General features: G+C 40.2%; 29 protein-coding genes and 1 tRNA gene. 23 read left to right on the top strand and 7 right to left on the bottom strand.

The genetic code is table 11. From position 1 onward, the window contains the following. Positions 1-35: 35 nt before the first annotated feature. The 7 genes from VZ94_RS00955 to VZ94_RS00925 all read right to left on the bottom strand — a co-directional run bounded on the left by VZ94_RS00955 (position 36) and on the right by VZ94_RS00925 (position 4,220). Positions 36-575 carry a hypothetical protein gene (locus VZ94_RS00955; protein ID WP_131655437.1) on the bottom strand — a complete coding sequence of 180 codons (540 nt, stop codon included), beginning with the start codon at positions 573-575 and terminating at the stop codon, positions 36-38. Next, positions 562-1,653: a DUF1376 domain-containing protein gene (locus tag VZ94_RS21935; protein WP_052700085.1), complete on the bottom strand. Its 1,092-nt coding sequence runs from the start codon at positions 1,651-1,653 to the stop codon at positions 562-564. The genes VZ94_RS00955 and VZ94_RS21935 overlap by 14 nt, the downstream gene beginning before the upstream one ends. After that, a complete protein-coding gene (locus VZ94_RS00945; protein ID WP_045777785.1) occupies positions 1,646-1,828 on the bottom strand; it encodes a hypothetical protein in 183 nt (60 codons plus the stop codon). Before VZ94_RS00945 ends, VZ94_RS21935 begins: the two co-directional genes overlap by 8 nt. A gap of 331 nt (positions 1,829-2,159) precedes the next feature. After that, a complete protein-coding gene (locus tag VZ94_RS00940; RefSeq protein ID WP_045777784.1) occupies positions 2,160-2,408 on the bottom strand; it encodes a hypothetical protein in 249 nt (82 codons plus the stop codon). 529 nt (positions 2,409-2,937) lie between these two features. Then, entirely contained in the window at positions 2,938-3,516 is a 579-nt protein-coding gene (locus VZ94_RS00935; RefSeq protein WP_045777783.1) for a hypothetical protein, read from the bottom strand. A gap of 269 nt (positions 3,517-3,785) precedes the next feature. Further along, positions 3,786-3,861 (bottom strand) — tRNA-Met (locus tag VZ94_RS00930). Positions 3,862-3,914: 53 nt separating this feature from the next. After that, positions 3,915-4,220, bottom strand: a complete 306-nt coding sequence (locus VZ94_RS00925) for a hypothetical protein (protein WP_045777782.1) — start codon at positions 4,218-4,220, stop codon at positions 3,915-3,917. A 6-nt stretch (positions 4,221-4,226) separates the two neighbouring features. Between VZ94_RS00925 and VZ94_RS21930 the strand changes: the two genes are divergently transcribed. The 23 genes from VZ94_RS21930 (at position 4,227) to VZ94_RS00820 (ending at position 15,595) form a co-directional block, all read left to right on the top strand. Beyond that, positions 4,227-4,688 (top strand): helix-turn-helix domain-containing protein, encoded by a 462-nt coding sequence (locus VZ94_RS21930; protein WP_082081261.1) that lies wholly within the window; start codon positions 4,227-4,229, stop codon positions 4,686-4,688. Further along, the gene (locus VZ94_RS00915; RefSeq protein ID WP_045777781.1) at positions 4,663-5,412 is read left to right on the top strand and encodes a HipA family kinase; all 750 of its coding nucleotides are present in this window, start codon (positions 4,663-4,665) and stop codon (positions 5,410-5,412) included. Before VZ94_RS21930 ends, VZ94_RS00915 begins: the two co-directional genes overlap by 26 nt. After that, a complete protein-coding gene (locus VZ94_RS00910) occupies positions 5,409-6,287 on the top strand; it encodes a hypothetical protein (protein WP_045777780.1) in 879 nt (292 codons plus the stop codon). Before VZ94_RS00915 ends, VZ94_RS00910 begins: the two co-directional genes overlap by 4 nt. Before the next feature lie 7 nt (positions 6,288-6,294). Next, the gene (locus tag VZ94_RS00905) at positions 6,295-7,269 is read left to right on the top strand and encodes a hypothetical protein (protein ID WP_045777779.1); all 975 of its coding nucleotides are present in this window, start codon (positions 6,295-6,297) and stop codon (positions 7,267-7,269) included. Further along, on the top strand, positions 7,262-7,636 hold the full coding sequence (locus VZ94_RS00900) for an STAS-like domain-containing protein (protein WP_052700082.1): 375 nt from the start codon (positions 7,262-7,264) through the stop codon (positions 7,634-7,636). Before VZ94_RS00905 ends, VZ94_RS00900 begins: the two co-directional genes overlap by 8 nt. Positions 7,637-7,969: 333 nt before the next feature. Further along, entirely contained in the window at positions 7,970-8,149 is a 180-nt protein-coding gene (locus VZ94_RS00895; protein ID WP_045777778.1) for a hypothetical protein, read from the top strand. Positions 8,150-8,151: 2 nt separating this feature from the next. Continuing rightward, positions 8,152-8,310, top strand: a complete 159-nt coding sequence (locus tag VZ94_RS25705; protein ID WP_157844822.1) for a hypothetical protein — start codon at positions 8,152-8,154, stop codon at positions 8,308-8,310. A gap of 7 nt (positions 8,311-8,317) precedes the next feature. Further along, entirely contained in the window at positions 8,318-9,190 is an 873-nt protein-coding gene (locus VZ94_RS00890) for a hypothetical protein (protein ID WP_045777777.1), read from the top strand. A gap of 115 nt (positions 9,191-9,305) precedes the next feature. After that, positions 9,306-9,482 carry a hypothetical protein gene (locus tag VZ94_RS25700; RefSeq protein WP_157844821.1) on the top strand — a complete coding sequence of 59 codons (177 nt, stop codon included), beginning with the start codon at positions 9,306-9,308 and terminating at the stop codon, positions 9,480-9,482. Between the two features lie 14 nt (positions 9,483-9,496). Then, positions 9,497-10,402, top strand: coding sequence for a PD-(D/E)XK nuclease-like domain-containing protein (locus tag VZ94_RS00885; RefSeq protein WP_045777776.1), 906 nt, complete (start codon positions 9,497-9,499; stop codon positions 10,400-10,402). Beyond that, entirely contained in the window at positions 10,395-11,276 is an 882-nt protein-coding gene (locus VZ94_RS21925) for a recombinase RecT (protein ID WP_052700081.1), read from the top strand. The genes VZ94_RS00885 and VZ94_RS21925 overlap by 8 nt, the downstream gene beginning before the upstream one ends. Continuing rightward, positions 11,227-11,559, top strand: coding sequence for a hypothetical protein (locus tag VZ94_RS00875; protein ID WP_045777775.1), 333 nt, complete (start codon positions 11,227-11,229; stop codon positions 11,557-11,559). The genes VZ94_RS21925 and VZ94_RS00875 overlap by 50 nt, the downstream gene beginning before the upstream one ends. Position 11,560: 1 nt before the next feature. Beyond that, positions 11,561-11,842 carry a hypothetical protein gene (locus tag VZ94_RS00870; RefSeq protein WP_045777774.1) on the top strand — a complete coding sequence of 94 codons (282 nt, stop codon included), beginning with the start codon at positions 11,561-11,563 and terminating at the stop codon, positions 11,840-11,842. Beyond that, on the top strand, positions 11,842-12,108 hold the full coding sequence (gene rdgC, locus VZ94_RS00865; RefSeq protein ID WP_045777773.1) for a recombination-associated protein RdgC: 267 nt from the start codon (positions 11,842-11,844) through the stop codon (positions 12,106-12,108). Before VZ94_RS00870 ends, rdgC (VZ94_RS00865) begins: the two co-directional genes overlap by 1 nt. Next, positions 12,005-12,730, top strand: coding sequence for a recombination-associated protein RdgC (rdgC, locus tag VZ94_RS00860; protein ID WP_082081259.1), 726 nt, complete (start codon positions 12,005-12,007; stop codon positions 12,728-12,730). Before rdgC (VZ94_RS00865) ends, rdgC (VZ94_RS00860) begins: the two co-directional genes overlap by 104 nt. Further along, the gene (locus VZ94_RS00855) at positions 12,723-12,983 is read left to right on the top strand and encodes a helix-turn-helix domain-containing protein (RefSeq protein ID WP_045777771.1); all 261 of its coding nucleotides are present in this window, start codon (positions 12,723-12,725) and stop codon (positions 12,981-12,983) included. The genes rdgC (VZ94_RS00860) and VZ94_RS00855 overlap by 8 nt, the downstream gene beginning before the upstream one ends. 24 nt (positions 12,984-13,007) lie before the next feature. Continuing rightward, positions 13,008-13,217, top strand: coding sequence for a hypothetical protein (locus VZ94_RS00850; RefSeq protein ID WP_045777770.1), 210 nt, complete (start codon positions 13,008-13,010; stop codon positions 13,215-13,217). Beyond that, positions 13,214-13,513 (top strand): hypothetical protein, encoded by a 300-nt coding sequence (locus VZ94_RS00845; RefSeq protein ID WP_045777769.1) that lies wholly within the window; start codon positions 13,214-13,216, stop codon positions 13,511-13,513. Before VZ94_RS00850 ends, VZ94_RS00845 begins: the two co-directional genes overlap by 4 nt. Further along, complete coding sequence (locus VZ94_RS00840; RefSeq protein WP_131655435.1) at positions 13,500-13,769, top strand: hypothetical protein; 270 nt, start codon at positions 13,500-13,502, stop codon at positions 13,767-13,769. Before VZ94_RS00845 ends, VZ94_RS00840 begins: the two co-directional genes overlap by 14 nt. Further along, positions 13,756-14,031: a hypothetical protein gene (locus tag VZ94_RS00835; protein WP_045777767.1), complete on the top strand. Its 276-nt coding sequence runs from the start codon at positions 13,756-13,758 to the stop codon at positions 14,029-14,031. Before VZ94_RS00840 ends, VZ94_RS00835 begins: the two co-directional genes overlap by 14 nt. An 80-nt stretch (positions 14,032-14,111) precedes the next feature. Further along, positions 14,112-14,375, top strand: a complete 264-nt coding sequence (locus VZ94_RS00830) for a hypothetical protein (RefSeq protein WP_131655434.1) — start codon at positions 14,112-14,114, stop codon at positions 14,373-14,375. After that, complete coding sequence (locus VZ94_RS00825) at positions 14,376-14,702, top strand: hypothetical protein (RefSeq protein WP_045777765.1); 327 nt, start codon at positions 14,376-14,378, stop codon at positions 14,700-14,702. Beyond that, positions 14,699-15,595: a phage Gp37/Gp68 family protein gene (locus VZ94_RS00820; RefSeq protein WP_045777764.1), complete on the top strand. Its 897-nt coding sequence runs from the start codon at positions 14,699-14,701 to the stop codon at positions 15,593-15,595. The genes VZ94_RS00825 and VZ94_RS00820 overlap by 4 nt, the downstream gene beginning before the upstream one ends. Positions 15,596-15,599: the final 4 nt, after the last annotated feature.

The following is a 15,599-nucleotide window of genomic DNA, read 5'->3' as shown; positions in this document are numbered from 1 at the left end:
TACGGCTGCTTTAATTTCGCTTAAAAACCGCTTTGCTATGTTTTTATCAGCCAACCTAGCAATTGCCTTACCTCATCCCTAAAAAAGTCAATATCACTAAAATCCTGCCATCCTGACATAAGTAATTGCTGGTAAATTGGTTTGACCATCTTCACAGCGTCTACTTGTTTTGCTGTACGCAGTGCAAACATATCGATTTGCTTAGAAACCGCTAACACCAATGGGTGTTTAAACCTGTCCGCAATACTAAGCCCGGTCGATGGTTGAGTTAATGTCGTTAAAATCCTGATAACTTGCTCAACACTGGGTATGCCTTCGTTTTCACCTGCCAAACATAATTCTTTGAACTTAAAAACCGTAGGCGGCCAATCAGGATAATAATTACCAAGACGACTAATCCCGGTTACGATTTGTTGATAATTAACTCCAACCAATTCCGTCACCCATATTTTTGCCGTATCGGTTAACGCCCCTTTTTCATCACTCACATCGCCATAAACTGACTGCCATTTGTGTCCATACAGCGCCGTCATTCTGCGCCATAATCTTGCTATAGCTGTGTCAGATAGTTTCAATTGCGGTTGTGCTTTCTGCTTGCTCTCGTGCAACTCGCTCCTCGACGCGTCTAACTGCATCGTCTGCCCGTTCGCACAAAGATTTTTTACCAACTCCGCTACTGGCGTTAACCCGTGTTTTTGTGTCATAATTTCCCCGATTTTTTTCGATTAAGCCTTGGTTTTGACTTGTCCGGTCGCCAAGGCTTTTTTGTGCCTGTTGGGTTTGAGCAATAATTTCCGTTACAAAATTTTTGTAATACATCGGGCTTGAAGGCCGAGACTGGCCTTTTGACGTCAAGCTAGCGGCTACTGCTTGTGATGCCAGCTCTATCATGCCCAAAGTCACCCCGCTATCAACCCATGACTTGAACATGGGTATTGTCTTGACCGTTTGCGCTTCATGAAACGAAAATCCTAGTGTGTTGTGAAAATATTCAACAAACTGCATTGGGCTTTCCGGCGTGTCAGGTATGCGAGACGATACCACGCTGACAAGTTCGGGTTTTTCCTCGCGCGCGTTACAACACAACATAATAGATTCTCCCTGTCCCTGTCCCTCTCCCTGTCCCTTAAGAGCATTTTCCGCAAGAAATCCGGAGTCTTCATTTATTGATTCCGGTGGAATATGTTTTTTTTCCGTTGGAAAAAATGGCTTTTCCGGCAAGCTAAGCAACTCAAGCCCTTTTTCTTTTCTATTCCTATTTTCCTTACGCAATCGGTCGCATTCTTTTGACCACCTATGCATTTGTTTCTCACGCCATGAGTTAATGGCTTGGGTAGCAATATAAGGATGGTAAATACGCCCGTCAGAACATTTAATAAAGCCGTGCATTGCCTCTTCTTTAAATCGCAACCACTCTGAAACAACACGACCAAATCCAGCTAAATGCGCTAATTCAACATCATCATCCGGCAAGCTTGCTGCTGGTATCTGATGCCAACACGCGCACCACAGTAAAACTGCCGAACGAAAACCTTCACCCGATGCAGCATAAGCAATTCTGCTATCCCTTAACCGGCACACATCCAAAGGCATAAAATAAAAGTCGCGCAAATCAACTTCATAAGGCACTAAAGGCGCTGGTAATTCAGCCATTTTTAACCGCCTTTATTCGTAGTCTTTCCGCATAAACCTTTTCTTTTAAACATTCAACACGATTGCTAGTATTCGTATAACGCAAAGATAAATGCCCTCTTTTACAAGGTATTCCAGTGTAATAATGCGTTTTACCTGTTTTTATTGCGGTTTTTCTATCCAAAATTTCATTCATTTTTGCTTTCCAGTGAACAAAATAACTTTCCAGAAAAAACAAAGCGGAAACACTCTGGAAAAATGCTTGTCGGTAGCGAACCTATCCGCAATATTTCCTATGGAAAAATTTATTTTTTCCGTAGGAATGGTTTTTTGCCAGTTACTGAATTTGGCGGCTCCTTGTCGTAGTGCCAGCTTCCAACGCCTTTAACAACGCAGTTAGTTCTGCATAAAGCGGCTTTTTTACACCCGACCACCAACCGGTTAAGGAATCGAACCCTGTGTCAGCCACAAAAATAAGCACTGTAACCAATGCTTATTTTTGTTGCCGCTCACTTCACCTGAGCGGCTTAGGTATAAAAATAAAAACTTAAACTACCAATTAGCTGATATTCAGATACTTCATCAATCGAGCTGAATGACTCGTAATAGCCGTGACCTGAACGCACCTTACGCGCGACCACCTTCGCGATTGGATACTTTATATTGTTGACATGCGGCTTAGGTGGTGCGGGTAAAGCCTGCGCCAACTGACTAAACAAAAACGGGAACATCGCGAAAAGTGCAATAATGATAAATTTAGTATTTGAAATTGCCATATTGATGACCTCTTTAATTAGCGTTAATTGATAATATTGCTAGCACTTACCCGGCTGGCTTAGGAACAGCCTTTTTTCGGCCTGTATTTGTTGATAGTGGCTCCATCCAGTAATTTGCAACTTACAAGCAAGGACTATGCGTCGAGCATCCTTATCAAACCGTTATCATGCTGCTAGTCTTTCACTATCAAGGATGGTAACTGGTGAGGGTTTACAAGAGCTAGTTGCCATTGTTAAAAAACAAATAAACTAGATTTGCCAGTCAGTTACCATGCGTGATAGCACCGGTTTGTTCGATACCGGGAAACGATGATTGCCCTATAGTAGCTATCACGTGATGCTGTAGTACCCGCGCGGGCGTTGCTCAGTGTACATCTGAGAACTACAACATCCGTGATAGCGCTTGTCTTTCCAAGCTGTCATCGTGCCGGTACTAGCAACACGAACGGCGCTCACCTATTATTTGAATGACGTGGATTCAAGGCGCGTCTTTCTCCATGTTCTTGCTTTAATTATTTTCTAGTTTTAGTTAAGCCTTTTCCCCATAAACATTAACGTTTATGGTGTTTTTCATCGCCAAAAGCGCTGCAATAGCCTCATCAATTGTCGATAAAGCCTCCGGTGCTGTTGCCATATCGTTTTTATCGATGACGCCATCCTCATAAAGCTTGGCGACCACAATCATCGTCTGCCCGGTTTTCTTGGCGATGTTGCCGAATGATGCAAGTTCGTCCACGCTGGACGTGGGCATTTGAACAGGCACTAAGTCTAATCTTGCTATCAACTCAATTTGCAGTGAAAACTTACGTTCAGCCGGAAATGCAGCAACAATCGAATCATACAAATCAATCGGTAGTTGTTTGCTACCATCTTGCTCTAACCAACGTTTAAATTTTTCCGCGTCGCGCGTCATGCGAATAACTGGGTCGGCAACCTGACTCCATTCAATGGAACGAGAATGCAACAAATGCGTAGCTTCGTAATGCTCACGCACGTTTGAAACAAATACCGCTAATGACACTGATGTGTCATGCAATAGCGATAACAAATGTTTATCAATCACTTGCGTGATTGAATAACCTTGTTTTTGCGTTTTTTCTCGCAGCATTTTAATCAGCTCCGTTTTATCCTAGACTTAACTATCAAGATAGTGGGGACGGCAATCAACCCAGCGTTGCATTCAAATTTTCAACTCATGAGCTAAAACCGCCGCCGACGCGCTCAAGTCGACTTCTCACATTGGTTTTCGGTGTGTGAGGACACCGGCTGATTGCCATCTGCTAAGCACTCACAACAAGCGCTTAGCGCATGGATTTAAAAAATACCAGGCTTTTAGCCGTCCCAGACATTCACCCACTGGGATAGGGTTTAAAGTTTTGGTAGCGGGGACAGGACTTGAACCTGCGACCTTGAGCTTATGAGACTCACGAGCTGCCAACTGCTCCACCCCGCAATAATTTAAAAAAGCCCGCTGCAACGCGGGCAGGCTCAACACAGGAGTTAAACTTAATCATCAAATAAATCAGGTCTCAAAGAAGACCGCTTAATGGGAAAAGCCTTTGATAAATGAGTGGCGTTTTCGGCTGTTATTCGTCTAGTACCGTTAGCCAAAGATTTAATCGTCGGTTCTTTAAGCCCTATTTTTTCAGCAATAATTTTTCTAGCCGCCTTTTTAGACGGCGCATCGATTGAATTAATCAGCGCTTTGAGGGTTGTAATGTTTTTCATGGTTAAAAGATACATAGCGTATACAAGAAAGTCAAATTTTATTACAAAATGTGTCGTTGCATATAATGATACTTTTTGTATCATATCCTTATGAAATGGTACGAACATGCAAAACGCTTAATGGAAGAGCGTGGAATTACTCAGGAAGAATTAGCAAAACCTCTTGGTGTTACAACCAGGGGAGCTGTTGGACATTATTTGGCTGGTAGGCGTCAACCGGATGCTGAGCAATTGATAGCATTAGCTAGAAAATTAAATTGCTCGTTAGATGAATTGCTTTTAGGTGGAACAACGATTAGAGAATCAAATGCTGCCTATCTTAGTGATAGCGATGCTATTGATAGTGAGGTTACTCATAAAGAAATAAGCAACACAGTAAACCTTGTGGATATTCCTGGTTTATTACCTATGGCGTCGCCAAACACAGCAAAAACACTTTTAAAAATCTTAGAGCAAGGCTTAATTGACGAAGCATTAAGTCAAGACGATATTGAATTGTTAGAAACAATTACAAAAAGGCTGATTAATGATAAGAATCGGAAGAATAGTTAACACGATTAAGCCCGCTGAAAACGGTAAATACGGCGCTCAAATTGTAAAAGTAGCGCTAAATGATTACCGGTATGAATTAACCGCCTATGCCAAAAAACTTAATGAATTAGAATTTTGGGTTGAGGTAATGGCCTCATTGCTAGGTATAGAATTAGGCTTACCCATCCCTGAGCCAATTGCGGCGGTTGATGAAAACAATGATGTTTGGTTTGCCTCGGTTGACATGAAATACCCGGATTTAACCAGGCGGCTATCAACAGCTAACCCACAAGCCTATACCCAACTGATACATAAAATAGCTAATTGGTCTGAGATTCAAAAAGCAATTCAATTCGACGAATGGATTGCTAACGATGATAGAAACGCGGGTAATATCCTTTATGACGGGGGAAACCAGTTCTATTTAATCGACCATAATCGCGCTATGCGACTGCCTTTTGCCCCCGACGCCCCTATCCGTAATGTATTGCTAAATATCAGGCTTGCGACAATAAAAAAAGAAGACGACCTTGGTCGGCAGCGATTAAAGCAACAACTGCACATGACTTTGCAAAGTTTTGATAGCGAATTGCCTACGGCCATTGCTAAGCGAATTATCGATGTTAATAACAAAACCGAATCACAATTGCTAGCCGACATAGTAGAATTTTTAAGGAAAAGAGTGCATTATCTATTGCCTATCACTCAACAAAAAATATCTACCTCACAACAGTCGCTATTATGATTTTTGATGCCATAACGTCACTTGCTCCGCCGATGCCGGACTATTCGGCAAAATTAAGGCCTGTCTATTTTGAGCCAATTGTCGGCTCCGGCGAACGCTTAACGATTGCTATCTTAGCTCAAGAGTCATCTGGAACAAGCTGTGTCATAAAAACATTATCCGACGCCAAGCTTCAATGTATGTACAGCATTCACGCTGACCGCATTAACAACTTAATTATGACGCTAATCGATGATGCAAACAACTATTTAAATAATGGGCATAGTGTTGAGCAATGGCAGCCGCCGTTAAATGGCGTTTATTTGGGTGATGTGCAGTCAACCCGGTCAAATGCGGGTATGGAAGGGGTGTTATTCCAAGCGCTAACTCAATTTTCTAGTTTGTATAGCGGCGAACTGGTCGATAAGCCTTTGCAAGAAATCAATGGCATAACGGTTGATGAAGATGATGATAAACATACGATTAATCTGATTAAGCAAATCAAAGAACTGACTATAGCCATTAACCCAAAATTTAACGGGCGCTGGCAACAACAGGTTGCTGTAAACAAAGGTATTATCACTATCGATTACCTGGGTGAAAAATATAACGCCAATTTAGCCAATTTTAATGTGAAGCAAATTAAAGCGGCGTTTAAAGGCGCACAAGCTAAATTGCTTGAATTAGAAGTATTAAAAAAAACAAGAGAATCAGAGGTTATTAGTAGCGACCAGGAATTTGAATTGTTAGTTGCATTGGATAACGACACCACCAGTGAAGCCGAAAATCATTTTAATAACCTGACCGAAATCGCTCACACGATTAATTTAAGCGTAGTTAAACGACCATCAGCTAAAGAGCTGGCTGAGTTAATTATTCAAAAAGAAGCTGCTTAGTAATTCCATGACAATATCGAAGATTAAAGGATTAAACGAATTTTTATTTGATGAATTGATTATTAATCAACCTGTAAAACCAACAATTTCTGATGGCTTTATTGTCCCTGGATATTGGGCAACATTAGCAGCGTATGCAAAACATAAAAACATCACATTTGATAAATTAATCTTTGAAAACCCAAGTCATTGCTCATACTCACAAGCAATCTGTTTGGAAAAGGTATTAAGCAACTGTGATAACTATCCTTACCCTAGAATTAATTCTGGAGCAAATTATAGCCAGTTGGTTTTATTAAATAGCGTTGATGATACTGATAAAGCGACTAATACTATAAACAATTGTATTCGTCATATATTTACTAACTGCAATTTGCCTGAGTTTATGCATGACTTGTGCAATGTAGTTGGAGATTTACATGACAATGTGTGGTCGCACGGTAAAAGCACGGGCTTCTCTATGGCTCAAAAATGGCAAGATAAAAGTTCTTGCTCTTATTTTTTTGAATTTGCACTCGCCGACTGCGGATTAGGATTTCTTAAAGAGTTGCAAAGTAGTAGCATCGGAAAGCATATTAACACTGATAAAGAAGCTATTGAGTGGTGTATTATCGAAGGCAACTCAACCAAAAAATGTACTAATGATGATTGGAAACAATCTTTACCGCCAGATACTATTGGTAGTCCGATGCCTAATAAAATAGGTAAACCCAAAGTAAGTGAAAATCATCATTTGGGATTAGGTCTTGCAAAATTAGTAAAGCTAGTAAACAATTACAATGGCTTTCTTTGGCTTGCAAGTGGTAATTGCACTTTGCATATTAGAGATGGTCAACACTTTTATTCCGATAGTCCACATTGGAAAGGTGTAGCCTTAGCGTGCAGGTTTAATACGCAACAAGCTACACAATATAAAAATAACAACACCCCAGATGAAGCTATTTCATCTATTGAAGAGCTAATGAGGTATGATTATGAATAAGACGCACTTAATAATTAAACCAGACGGAACCGATTTAGCATCAAGATTTAGCGCTCGCAATCTTAGGTATCAAGTACAACAAGAAGCGGCTAATAACATTGTTAATATAGATTTAACTAATGTTATTTCTATTTCGGAATCTTATGCAGATGAATTGTTTGCTGTGCTTGTTGAGGAAAACGGTCTTGAGTGGTTCTCAAATAGGATAAAAATTAGCTTTAGCCAGAACTCTGGTCATATATCACGAGTTATTGCTACTGCAATTCGTCGTAGATTGAGCGAACAAACTAGTTCATCAATTAAAGCATCAGTTCAACAACTAATTAGCACAAAAAAATCGACGCCGAATCAAGTCAATTTTGTTTAACCTATAAATTAAACAACCTTTAAAAAACCGCCTCACGGCGGTTTTTTTTATGCCTAAAATTTTGATAAAAGTAATTTTTATCGATTTTAAAAAAATTTAAGCATTTGTTTTTATTTATAAAAAAGATAATACGGAAAATAAAGATAACGTTTTGTATTTATTTTGTTTGACATAGATACGTTATGTATCTATTATTCTTGCCAACAGAGCGCAAGTCTGTTTACCTCGCTTCACCCCGGTTCGCCGGGGTCTTTTTGGTAAGTTTTGTTTCAAAACCCGACCTTAACCGGGGAATGTTAAGGGTGAGATAAATAATGAAAGTAGGTGATTGTAATGACCGAATTAGGCGAATTACTCGCCAAAAAACTACCCAACGCCACGATTGCCATCAGGCAGCACGGCGTTGAAATATACCGCCGCGAATCTGATATGAAAATAGAACGGTTTTGCGGCCCAATACAACAAAAAACAGCCCAGCCATTTGATTGGGCGTATTGGACAAAGAGGACTTAATTATGAAACCACAAGCTAATTTAGCACCAGACATGTTATCTGAGCTTGATTTACTAGCATGGCAACATGCTTATAAACGAGCCGCTAAACCAACAATTCAAATTAAATGCTTTATCGTGGCAATAATTACCATGATTGCATTATCACTGACCTACCTGTGAGGTTGTCATGCAATTTCAAGTAACCATACCAACAGCAAAAGGCGATGACTTTATAACAGTTGTAAGCGCAGAAAGTGAAGCCAAAGCCAAACGCGTGGCTTTTGAATCAGAGGCGTTTAGAAACCTTGGTGTTGTCAAAAAAGGCAATATCATCGTTAAGTTAATTGAAGAACAGCCAAAACAGTTGGTTGTTATTGATGGTGTTTTTCCTGAGTCGTTACCCAGCGATTTTAGAACAAATCCGTCGTACTTAGCGAAAGTTGATGAATTTGTCGCAAAAGTGTCTGGCTTAGTGCCGGAAGAATCCGACGAAGGCGAAAAACAAATAATCGAGCTTGGGACAAAGATTAACAAATCCGAAAAAGCGCTGCTTGGCTTTGTTAAACAAGTTTTTGACGCAGAAACTGCTGAAGTATCGGCTTGGAAAAACGATGCTACCAAAAGAATAAAATTGCTTGGTGAAGCTAGAAAATCGATGTTGGCTATTTTTGATGAACGCAAAAAAGAGCGTTTAGCCACCGTTAGAACGCTTTTAATCGAAGAGCTAACCAAACTTTACGATGAAAGCAAAATAACGGCTGATTTAAGAAAAATGGATATTTCAGCTCTGGTGTTGCTAAGCAGCATAACTCCTAGCGGAAAGTTAACAAAGAGAGCGCAGGAAGCGCTTAACACTCGATTATATGACGCCGTGCGCATTCAATCGCTAATCGATAAGCGCGTTTTAATAATCAATAACGAGTGTTTCAAGGAGGGTATTAACCCTCCAATCACAAAAGAATACCTGGGCGATGCGTTTTTAGCTGATGAACAGGTGTTTATGGCTAAATTAATTGAGCTAGTCGAGGCGGAATTAAAAAAGGCGCGAGAAAGCCGATGAAATAGCCTCTAAAAAAGCGGCACAGCAAGCTAAAGTTGAACAACAACCTGTTGACCTGCCTGAAAACCGAACAGAGCTGGTTAAAACACAACCGGTAGCCGCACCGCAACAAAAGTTGCAAGTTGGCGAGGTGGCGTTAACAGCTACATTTAAAGCAAATCATCCGAATCATTTTACAGACCAACAACTTTTAGGTTTTTTTGAACGACGCCTAAAAGGTATTTTCGCAAAAGCCGAGCAATCCGGTTTGCTTGATGAAAACGAAAAAAAGTTTCTATCAAACGCTGGATAAGCTGGAGGTGTTCCGTGTGGATAGATAACACTGACCCTTTCGGATTCGGGGAATTAACTGAAGAGCCAGAAGAGTTAATCCCACCAGAATCGCTAATCACGCGTGGCCTTCTAAGCATTGAAGAATGCTTAGAGGCCGGTGCAAAAGGTGTTGATATACCAAATGAGGTGTACCACGCGTTGCCAGGCATTAGCGGCTCTAATTTGCCTTTATTGGCTGAGAGCAATAAGCATTTAGACAATAAACACCTATTTGCCATGTCATCGCCAAGCCTGCAACTTGGCTCTCTGGTACACACAATGGTGCTAGAACCGCATGATGTGTTTAATCGATATGTCGTTATGCCACGCTTTGAAGGCAAAGCAAAAACCGGCATGAGCGTTGCCAATGCTGAATCAATTTTTAAACAAGAACATCGGCAAAAAGCGATTATTGATGCTGAAGAATTCAAAAAAGCTGAACGCATGGCGACCAATGTTACCGCTATTTGCGGAGACATCATCAACCAAGGCATTAAAGAGCGGTCATTGTTTGCTAAGGTTGAAGGTTTAATTCTTAAATGTAGGTTGGATATTGATTTAGAAGATGTTGGTGACGACTACGACCTTAAAACCATAGCTTTAGGTCAAAAAGAGTTCAGCAACGCGACTATTCGTAGCCACATCATCAAGTACCGCTATCACTGGAGCGCTGCGCTACGCAATGCCGTAAGACGCGAACTTGGTAAAGATGTACGTGATAGCTATTTAATATTTGTCAGCTCTACGCCACCTAACATGGTGCGCGTAATCAAGATTGACCCAGCCTGGATTGAGCAGGCCGAATTAGAGGTACAAGACCTTTTAGACAATAGACGATTTTATTTGCAATCCGGTTCAGACAACACAGAAATAACAACTATAGGTAATAAATATGAGTAACGCATTAATTGCACGTCAAAATCAAATTAAACCGTTTTTATTAAATGCACAAAAACAAATAAATTCACTGCTTGGTGACGAACAAAAAGCTAAGCGGTTTTTAGCCGCATCGTTAGTGATAGCGTCAGACTCTTCGCTTAACCGATGCCGCCCGGATTCGATTGTGCAAGCATTGGTCGGTATTGCAATGGCAGACTTGAATGTCGATAAAAATATAGGTCACGCTTATTTAGTGGCTTATGGTGATAGCGCACAACTACAAATAGGTTACAAAGGTTTTATACAACTGCTTTATCGCGCAGGCTGGCAAGTAAAAGCTTTTCCGGTTTATCTATGCGATGAATTTAGTATGTCGTTTGATGGTTGGGACAATAAAGTCGCGCTTAATGCTAATTTTGATAGTCGTGACGAAGGTGATAGGGATTGGGTTTTTCATAACTTACGCGGGATTTATGTTGTATCGCGTAATGTAGTCACAAAAGACGAGTATTCGACTTTTGTTAGTAAAAAAGTAATTGAAAAACTTAGGTTATTTTCACCTAACCAAAAAGATAATCAATATACAAAACCCGATGATAAGGAGCGCTTGAGTAAAGGGTTGCCAATTGGAATATGGGCAAACTGGTATGTCGAAATGGCGCAAGCAAAAGCGATAAAAAAAATAGCTAAGGTGTTACCTATAGGTGATAGCAGAGTTGCAATGATATTAGCCGCTGACGATAAAACTGAAGATGGAATAAAAGTAGATTACATTAAAACCGCCGACGAAGGCATGGTCATCGATATTACTGTAAATGAAGAAAGCGATTTAATTTCCAGCATCGATGCAGCCGAAACAGTCGAAGACCTTACTGCATTATTACCCGAAACTTAATAAATTAACCGGTAAGGATAAAAAACACGCGTCAGCCGAGTGGACGCGGAAAAAGCTAGAACTAACGGAGCCAGGCGAGAGCAATCCACAAGCTACAGCGCCAATAACACAGCAAGAAAAAACTAATAACAAAATTAATTCAACCAACAACCCAATCATCGACGAAATCAACGCGGCAACGTCGATTGACAGTTTAAATGCTGTTTTAACACAGCTAGACATTGATGAGTATGATAAATATGTTGCCTATATTGATGATGCCCGCGCTAGATTAGGTGGCTAAGATGTTAACGATATTAAAATTGCTTTTTAATCTTTTTAATCCTAGAAAAAAAGAAAATCAGATATTAGTTAAAGTTCTGACAGAAGACGCTGAATCTGATTATCTTGATTTTTTAAATCAAGATTCCTCATGTAGTTGTCACATTAACCCGCCGTGCTATATATGCACTCACCCAGGAAATCCACTTGGATTGATTGAATCTGATTACGATTTTGAGCTAGTTAACGTGGAAGAATCTAATAATCGCATTAAATACGACGATTTAATTAGGAGTATTAAATAATGTTCAAAAACATTTCCCCTTTTGTCTTAATAGAACCCACGCAAGAAGACATTTGCTTAAGCGAATACGCAGCCAACCCCATTGGCCCACATCAATCAGAGCAAGTAGGTTGGGTAGAGCCGGTCGAAACAGCGACAGGCGATAATTTAACAGTGATGCTCAATGAAGGCCAAGAAATGCTTTGTATGCGCATCGAAAAGCGCGTATTGCCTGCATCGGCGGTTAACAAAAAAGTTAGCCGAAGAAATCAAAAAAATCAAAGCTAAAGGCAAATCAATTTCTAAAAAAGAACAGCGTGAACTTAAAGAAGATATTACGTTTGGTATGCTGGCAGATGCGCCTGTCGTCGAAGAACGCATTTTAGGCTATATCGATAATCTGAATGGTTTTGTTGTAATCAACACAGCGTCAGCTAAAAAAGCCGAAGCGTTTTTAACACTGTTGCGCAAAACGCTTGGAACGCTGTCTGTTGTGCCAATAAATACAAACCATAGACCTGATGCGGTCATGACAAATTGGCTTAAAACGTTTTCTTCCATTCCAGAATCATTTGAAGCAAATGATGAATGCCAGCTTGAAATTGATAATGACGAAAAGTCAGTAGTTAAATGCAAGCACCTCGATTTAACGAGCGATGAAATAGGCGCTCATATCGAAACCGGCATGTCGGTCACAAAACTAAGCTTAACCTGGAATGACCGTGTTTCTTTCGTTTTAAATGCAGATTTAACACTTAAACGCCTTGAGTTCTTTGAAACGCAAGATGATAACCAGGATGACGACGATTTAACCACCAAGTTTGAAGCCGATTTTATGATTATGCATGGTGAAATAACCGCGTTGTTGAAAGATTTGATAAGCGCGTTTGGAGGGTTGTCAGATGGATGAAATCATGACCACGGCGATAGCTGCTGATTTTTTGCATTTAAAACCGGCTGCATTGTTGAAATTAGCAAATGCCGGAGAAATTCCGGCAACTAAAATAGGTGACGATTGGCGTTTTGTTAAAAGCCAATTAATCACGTTTATGGCAACAAAAGCATCTGCGGAACAAAACATTAGAAAGTCGATGCAGCCAGAATTAACCCAACAACAGACTGAAAAAACGCGGCAGAGGCAGACCGCGCGGGGCAAGAATTGATATTGCTGCTTATGGAGCAACACAATGATGTCTGTTATTGGGTTTGCCGCAACAGTAATTATAGGGATTTGGTTTTTGCTTATTGCTGTTGGTGGTGCGATTTTTTGTTACGGTTTTAGTGGGCGGATAACTAAGTATGAAGCCTTTTTTGCAATAGGATTTGCAGTGCTTGGTTTGTTAACGCTTTATTGGGCGTTTAGCAATAGTCCAATCTCAATGGTTATTAATTTATGAAAATAATCGCACAAATACCAACTTCAAGGAGGGTGGGTCAAGGATGGTCGCAAGAAGTAACCGAATTACTTGAGGTTGAGGTTAAAGGTGTTTGCAGGCACAGGTGCGACGCTTATCGTAAGCGATATTACTATGATGCTGATGTTATACCGCCACCACAAATATTACCCGACACGGTGAGAATGAGCATGTATAGGCACAAAGAAGGATTGTTCAGGGTTCAGGTAAACAGAACGCTAAACAAAAAATGGAAGCCGCCAAAATTTGAGGACGGGGTTAATTATGTCGATGTTTAAAGAAAAGCATTTGATAGTAATACGGAACACTTACCCAGTAATGAAAAACTGCCCAAGTGCAAAACAAGGAGATATTTGTCATTGGGAAAAATCACACGGAAGAATGTCGCTTATAAGAAACAGAGACAGCAAAACAATTTTCAGCCGTGATTTGCTATCTCCAGGCCAGCATGATGGAAATAGGCCGGTTGTCGGCGTAATAGCTGAGGTTAAAAATAAGGGTTGGGTTTTGGAAATTAATCATGTTAACAGTTAAAGAACGACCCATACTTTTTAGTGCATCCATGGTTAACGCGTTGTTAAACGGCACAAAAACTCAAACAAGGCGGATTGTTAAACCGCCTAAAAATCATCCTGATTTAACTTATTGTAACTATAAAATCATGCCACCTGCTGTGTGGTGGAGTGATGGAATCTATCCTATAGGTGTTAGACAAGAATGCCCTTACGGAAAAATTAGGCGGACAGGCTTTGGGTTAAGGAAAACTTTGGGAAAAAATGGCTACGAGACGGATTAGGAGGAACAAGTATTAAAGCAGTATACAGAGTCGACAATGTAGAGTTACAGCCAGGAATGCAATGGAAACCATCGATTTTTATGCCCCGATGGGCAAGCAGGATATTGCTAGAAATTACCGATGTTCGAGTTGAACGATTGCATGATATTAGCGAACAAGATGCTGAAGCTGAGGGAGTTGAGTGCATTGAAGTTGAAACAGGGAGAATGGACGCTAATAGCTGTGTCGAAACCATTGGAAGTTATATCGCTAGTTATGCCGAACTATGGGATAAGCTCAACAAAGGAGAACACTCATGGACTGCAAATCCTCTTGTTTGGGTTATTGAATTTAAGGTGATTTAAATGGAAATCGAATTAGTCACAACAAAGAAAAAATTAACTAAGTCTATTTTTAGTCAAATTAAACCTTTGAGCTTAAATTATATTCATGACGCAACAGCAATTGGATTTGTATTTATTAATAAAGTAAATCAAGGATTAGTTAAAACATCCGAAGGTTATCGGACATTAACTTTAAGATGGGATAGTAACAAATGGGTTGAAGATGAGCTAAAAATTTATCAAGACGGTTATTTTCTGTCGTTTTCATCCGACGAATCCTTGCAATTATTTAAAAAATATTACCATGAGTTGCGGAGTAGATGCTTAGAAACGCAGATATTTTTATGAAAAACTCAAAAATACAATGGTGTGACCATACTTTTAATCCGTGGCTAGGATGCACAAAAGTAAGCCCAGCTTGTGATAACTGCTATGCAGAATCTTGGGCGAAGCGTACTGGGCAAAGCGGATTATGGCAAGGAGAGCGTAAAAAAACATCAGATAACTATTGGAGGCAGCCGTACAAATGGCATGACTTCTTAAATAGAAACAATAACGCATGGGAAATGTTTAAGTACGCGCATGATTTAACAGATGAAGAGCTGATTGCGCGTGGATTTATTCCGCCACATCGCGAGCGTGTTTTTTGCGCGAGCCTAGCGGATGTTTTTGATAACAAAGCTCAAGACGAATGGCGACAAGAATTATTTGCCGTTATTGAAGACTGCTACAGCTTAGATTGGTTATTACTGACTAAGCGGATAGGTAATGCTAAACGGATGCTGCCAGATAATTGGCGCGATGGTTATCACAATGCATGGCTTGGCATAACTATCTGCAACCAAAAAGAAGCTGATAGAGATATTCCGAAATTACTGAGTATTCCAGCAAAAATACGTTTTTTAAGCATCGAGCCGATGCTTGGCCCAATCAATTTAAATATGTTTGATGGCATTGATTGGGTAATTGTTGGTGGCGAAAGTGGAAATAACGCTAGGCCAATGCCTCTTAAATGGGTCAGGTCTATTAGAGACCAATGCATAGAAAAAGGTATTCCGTTTTTCTTCAAACAATGGGGTGAATGGATACCAATAAACCAAGAAGCTTGTCCTGATTGTACTATTGGCAAGCGCCATTACATCCCTCTTGGTGACTGTGTGATGTACAAAATAGGGAAAAAGAAAACCGGCAATATTCTTGATGGTGAAGAGTGGGCGCAGTTTCCAATAGTTAAATCATAGAAAA

The organism is Methylocucumis oryzae (assembly GCF_000963695.1).
GTDB lineage: Bacteria > Pseudomonadota > Gammaproteobacteria > Methylococcales > Methylomonadaceae > Methylovulum > Methylovulum oryzae.
Note: the sequence above shows the minus strand (reverse complement) of the source record. Positions and strands in the feature narration are given on the sequence as shown.

Bases quoted from the DNA above. Each gene is read 5' to 3' on its own strand.
- VZ94_RS00945 (WP_045777785.1), bottom strand. From the start codon at position 1,828: ATGAATGAAATTTTGGATAGAAAAACCGCAATAAAAACAGGTAAAACG.
- rdgC (WP_082081259.1), top strand. From the start codon at position 12,005: ATGAAGGCCAAGAAATGCTTTGTATGCGCATCGAAAAGCGCGTATTGC.
- VZ94_RS00820 (WP_045777764.1), top strand. From the start codon at position 14,699: ATGAAAAACTCAAAAATACAATGGTGTGACCATACTTTTAATCCGTGG.
- VZ94_RS00935 (WP_045777783.1), bottom strand. From the start codon at position 3,516: ATGCTGCGAGAAAAAACGCAAAAACAAGGTTATTCAATCACGCAAGTG.
- VZ94_RS00895 (WP_045777778.1), top strand. From the start codon at position 7,970: ATGACCGAATTAGGCGAATTACTCGCCAAAAAACTACCCAACGCCACG.
- VZ94_RS00830 (WP_131655434.1), top strand. From the start codon at position 14,112: ATGCCCCGATGGGCAAGCAGGATATTGCTAGAAATTACCGATGTTCGA.
- VZ94_RS00850 (WP_045777770.1), top strand. From the start codon at position 13,008: ATGATGTCTGTTATTGGGTTTGCCGCAACAGTAATTATAGGGATTTGG.
- VZ94_RS00910 (WP_045777780.1), top strand. From the start codon at position 5,409: ATGATTTTTGATGCCATAACGTCACTTGCTCCGCCGATGCCGGACTAT.
- VZ94_RS21930 (WP_082081261.1), top strand. From the start codon at position 4,227: ATGAAATGGTACGAACATGCAAAACGCTTAATGGAAGAGCGTGGAATT.
- VZ94_RS25705 (WP_157844822.1), top strand. From the start codon at position 8,152: ATGAAACCACAAGCTAATTTAGCACCAGACATGTTATCTGAGCTTGAT.
- VZ94_RS00915 (WP_045777781.1), top strand. From the start codon at position 4,663: ATGATAAGAATCGGAAGAATAGTTAACACGATTAAGCCCGCTGAAAAC.
- VZ94_RS00855 (WP_045777771.1), top strand. From the start codon at position 12,723: ATGGATGAAATCATGACCACGGCGATAGCTGCTGATTTTTTGCATTTA.
- VZ94_RS00875 (WP_045777775.1), top strand. From the start codon at position 11,227: ATGCAGCCGAAACAGTCGAAGACCTTACTGCATTATTACCCGAAACTT.
- VZ94_RS00835 (WP_045777767.1), top strand. From the start codon at position 13,756: ATGTTAACAGTTAAAGAACGACCCATACTTTTTAGTGCATCCATGGTT.
- VZ94_RS00825 (WP_045777765.1), top strand. From the start codon at position 14,376: ATGGAAATCGAATTAGTCACAACAAAGAAAAAATTAACTAAGTCTATT.
- VZ94_RS00925 (WP_045777782.1), bottom strand. From the start codon at position 4,220: ATGATACAAAAAGTATCATTATATGCAACGACACATTTTGTAATAAAA.
- VZ94_RS00940 (WP_045777784.1), bottom strand. From the start codon at position 2,408: ATGGCAATTTCAAATACTAAATTTATCATTATTGCACTTTTCGCGATG.
- VZ94_RS00840 (WP_131655435.1), top strand. From the start codon at position 13,500: ATGTCGATGTTTAAAGAAAAGCATTTGATAGTAATACGGAACACTTAC.
- VZ94_RS00890 (WP_045777777.1), top strand. From the start codon at position 8,318: ATGCAATTTCAAGTAACCATACCAACAGCAAAAGGCGATGACTTTATA.
- rdgC (WP_045777773.1), top strand. From the start codon at position 11,842: ATGTTCAAAAACATTTCCCCTTTTGTCTTAATAGAACCCACGCAAGAA.
- VZ94_RS21935 (WP_052700085.1), bottom strand. From the start codon at position 1,653: ATGGCTGAATTACCAGCGCCTTTAGTGCCTTATGAAGTTGATTTGCGC.
- VZ94_RS21925 (WP_052700081.1), top strand. From the start codon at position 10,395: ATGAGTAACGCATTAATTGCACGTCAAAATCAAATTAAACCGTTTTTA.
- VZ94_RS00870 (WP_045777774.1), top strand. From the start codon at position 11,561: ATGTTAACGATATTAAAATTGCTTTTTAATCTTTTTAATCCTAGAAAA.
- VZ94_RS00900 (WP_052700082.1), top strand. From the start codon at position 7,262: ATGAATAAGACGCACTTAATAATTAAACCAGACGGAACCGATTTAGCA.
- VZ94_RS00905 (WP_045777779.1), top strand. From the start codon at position 6,295: ATGACAATATCGAAGATTAAAGGATTAAACGAATTTTTATTTGATGAA.
- VZ94_RS00845 (WP_045777769.1), top strand. From the start codon at position 13,214: ATGAAAATAATCGCACAAATACCAACTTCAAGGAGGGTGGGTCAAGGA.